The sequence below is a fragment of the Streptomyces sp. NPDC059398 genome (assembly GCF_042751845.1).
Taxonomy (GTDB): Bacteria; Actinomycetota; Actinomycetes; order Streptomycetales; family Streptomycetaceae; genus Streptomyces.
Window position 1 is genome coordinate 28140 of sequence record NZ_JBHYWP010000098.1, and the last position, 3654, is coordinate 31793.

General features: G+C 68.1%; 2 protein-coding genes. One reads left to right on the plus strand and one right to left on the minus strand.

Annotation, left to right across the window (positions count from 1 at the left end):
- Positions 1-41 precede the first annotated feature (41 nt).
- Complete coding sequence (locus tag ACFXBC_RS28175) at positions 42-641, minus strand: SCO3374 family protein (protein ID WP_385030351.1); 600 nt, start codon at positions 639-641, stop codon at positions 42-44.
- A 429-nt stretch (positions 642-1070) separates the two neighbouring features.
- Between ACFXBC_RS28175 and ACFXBC_RS28180 the strand changes: the two genes are divergently transcribed.
- On the plus strand, positions 1071-3596 hold the full coding sequence (locus ACFXBC_RS28180) for an ATP-dependent Clp protease ATP-binding subunit (protein ID WP_385030365.1): 2526 nt from the start codon (positions 1071-1073) through the stop codon (positions 3594-3596).
- The last annotated feature ends 58 nt before the right edge of the window (positions 3597-3654 follow it).

A 3654-nucleotide genomic window follows, 5' to 3' on the forward strand; every position in this document is an offset into this window, starting at 1 on the left:
GACGGCGTCTGCCCGGGCCGCGGGGGGTCCACCCCCGTGAACTACCGCGCCCGAGACCGGGGGGCCCCCCCCCCAAACGCCGCCGAGACACGCACCATCCGGGCCCGGTGGCACTCCGTCGCCGCCGCGTCCACGAGCCGTACCAGGTCGGGGCCGCCGCCCCGCTCCCCGAACCGGCCGAACTCGGGCAGGGTCCGCTCCACACCGCACCCCGGCTCCGGGGGCCGCAGCCAGCGGGCGGCCCCCTTCGCACAGCGCGCGCCGGGCGGTGCGGGGGCCTCGATCAGGCCGTCCGTGCCGACCGCCGTCAGATCCAGCGCGATCCCGCCCCACTCCAGCCAGTCGAGCAGCCCCGGCAGCTCATCGGCGCTGCCCGCCGCCACCAGCAGCCGCATCCGGGAGCCGTCCAGCGCCACCGGTCCCGTGACCGGCGCCCCGCGCAGCAGTGCGAAGCCCGCGTCGGCCGGCAGATCGAGTACGTCGAAACGCAGCCCGGTCAGCAGCCGCACCGGGGGCCCCGCCAGGGCGGCCCAGCCCAGCCGGGACTCGTACCAGCGCAGGGTGCTGTCGGTGCTGCCGCTCCCGGTGATGCGCCGGGTGCGGTCGGCCGGTTCGCGGGGGGACGGAACGGTGAAGGCCATGACTGGGCAACTCCCGGAGGACGCCAGGGTTACGGAGCGCTGCGACTTGATTGCTTTCCGTTGATGCGCAAGAGGCGTGCGGAGGCGTTCAAGGGCGCTCGGATGTTCGCCCGTAGCTGAGGGGAACTGTCGCGCGCCGCATGGACTGTCAGTCTCTGCGGGTAAGACATACCTAGTGGGGAGGGGCGACACGCGGCTCAGGCGGTCTCACGTTCGCCATCGGCGTACTGGAGACAGGGGTATCTGCCTGGCCTGCGGGAACATCGTCTCGCACCATCGGGTTGGAGCAGTTGTCGGCTGTTCGGGCCGGAGGCCATGGACGGGTGTCGGCAGTTGGAATGAGCTGTCCCGCCCCGCGGGACTAGCATGCGGAAGGACTGGGAGGGGACCGACCCCTCGCTGCCCGACCGCTCTGAGGAGCGATTAACGATGTTCGAGAGGTTCACCGACCGCGCGCGGCGGGTTGTCGTCCTGGCTCAGGAAGAAGCCCGGATGCTCAACCACAACTACATCGGCACCGAGCACATTCTCCTGGGCCTTATCCATGAGGGTGAGGGTGTCGCCGCTAAGGCCCTGGAGAGCCTCGGGATTTCGCTCGAGGCGGTCCGCCAGCAGGTGGAGGAGATCATCGGTCAGGGGCAGCAGGCCCCGTCCGGCCACATCCCCTTCACCCCTCGTGCCAAGAAGGTCCTGGAGCTGTCGCTCCGGGAGGCTCTTCAGCTCGGCCACAACTACATCGGTACGGAGCACATCCTGCTCGGCCTGATCCGCGAGGGCGAGGGCGTCGCAGCCCAGGTCCTCGTGAAGCTGGGCGCCGATCTGAACCGGGTGCGGCAGCAGGTCATCCAGCTGCTCTCCGGCTACCAGGGCAAGGAGACCGCCGCCGCAGGCGGTCCCGCCGAGGGCACGCCCTCGACCTCGCTCGTCCTGGACCAGTTCGGCCGCAACCTCACCCAGGCCGCCCGCGAATCCAAGCTCGACCCGGTCATCGGGCGCGAGAAGGAGATCGAGCGGGTCATGCAGGTGCTGTCGCGCCGTACCAAGAACAACCCGGTCCTCATCGGCGAGCCCGGCGTCGGAAAGACGGCGGTCGTCGAAGGACTGGCGCAGGCCATCGTCAAGGGCGAGGTGCCCGAGACCCTCAAGGACAAGCACCTCTACACCCTCGACCTCGGCGCGCTCGTCGCCGGTTCCCGCTACCGCGGTGACTTCGAGGAGCGGCTGAAGAAGGTCCTCAAGGAGATCCGCACCCGCGGCGACATCATCCTGTTCATCGACGAGCTCCACACCCTGGTGGGTGCGGGCGCCGCCGAGGGCGCGATCGACGCGGCTTCGATCCTGAAGCCGATGCTCGCCCGTGGAGAGCTCCAGACCATCGGTGCCACCACGCTCGACGAGTACCGCAAGCACCTGGAGAAGGACGCGGCTCTTGAGCGCCGCTTCCAGCCGATCCAGGTCGCCGAGCCGTCGCTCCCGCACACCATTGAGATCCTCAAGGGTCTGCGGGACCGCTACGAGGCCCACCACCGCGTCTCCATCACGGACGAGGCCCTGGTGCAGGCCGCCACCCTCGCGGACCGGTACATCTCGGACCGCTTCCTGCCGGACAAGGCGATCGACCTGATCGACGAGGCCGGCTCCCGGATGCGTATCCGCCGGATGACCGCGCCGCCGGACCTCCGCGAGTTCGACGAGAAGATCGCGAACGTCCGCCGCGACAAGGAGTCGGCCATCGACTCCCAGGACTTCGAGAAGGCAGCCTCGCTCCGCGACAAGGAGAAGCAGCTGCTGGCCGCGAAGACCAAGCGGGAGAAGGAGTGGAAGGCCGGCGACATGGACGTCGTCGCCGAGGTCGACGGCGAGCTGATCGCCGAGGTCCTGGCCACGGCCACCGGTATCCCGGTCTTCAAGCTGACCGAGGAGGAGTCCTCGCGGCTGCTCCGCATGGAGGACGAGCTGCACAAGCGCGTCATCGGGCAGAAGGACGCCATCAAGGCCCTCTCGCAGGCGATCCGCCGTACGCGAGCCGGTCTGAAGGACCCGAAGCGCCCCGGTGGCTCGTTCATCTTCGCCGGCCCGTCCGGTGTCGGTAAGACCGAGCTCTCCAAGACGCTCGCCGAATTCCTCTTCGGCGACGAGGACGCACTGATCTCCCTCGACATGTCGGAGTTCAGCGAGAAGCACACGGTTTCCCGTCTCTTCGGTTCTCCCCCCGGATACGTGGGTTACGAAGAGGGCGGCCAGCTCACCGAGAAGGTGCGCAGGAAGCCGTTCTCGGTCGTTCTCTTCGACGAGGTCGAGAAGGCCCACCCCGATATCTTCAATTCCCTGCTGCAGATTCTGGAAGACGGTCGGCTGACCGACTCCCAGGGCCGGGTGGTGGACTTCAAGAACACGGTCATCATCATGACGACCAACCTCGGGACCCGGGACATCTCCAAGGGCTTCAACCTGGGCTTCGCGGCCCAGGGCGACGTCAAGACCGGATACGACCGGATGAAGGCCAAGGTCAACGAGGAGCTGAAGCAGCACTTCCGCCCCGAGTTCCTGAACCGTGTCGATGACACGGTGGTCTTCCACCAGCTGACCGAGGAAGACATCATCCAGATCGTCGACCTCATGATCGAGAAGGTCGACGAGCGCCTCAAGGACCGCGACATGGGCCTTGAGCTCAGCGCGGACGCCAAGTCGCTGCTGGCCAAGCACGGCTACGACCCGGTGATGGGCGCGCGTCCGCTGCGGCGCACGATCCAGCGCGAGATCGAGGACATCCTCTCCGAGAAGATCCTCTTCGGTGAGCTGCGCCCCGGTCACATCGTGGTCGTCGGTGTCGAGGGCGAGGGTGACGACAAGAAGTTCACCTTCCGCGGCGAGGAGAAGTCGCCGCTGCCCGACGCCCCGCCGATCGAGCAGGCGGCCGGTGGCTCCGGCCCGAACATGACGAAGGACGTCTGACGCTGATGCGTTGAGCGGCCCGAGCGAAGAAGGGGCGGCCCCGGAACCGGTCATCGGT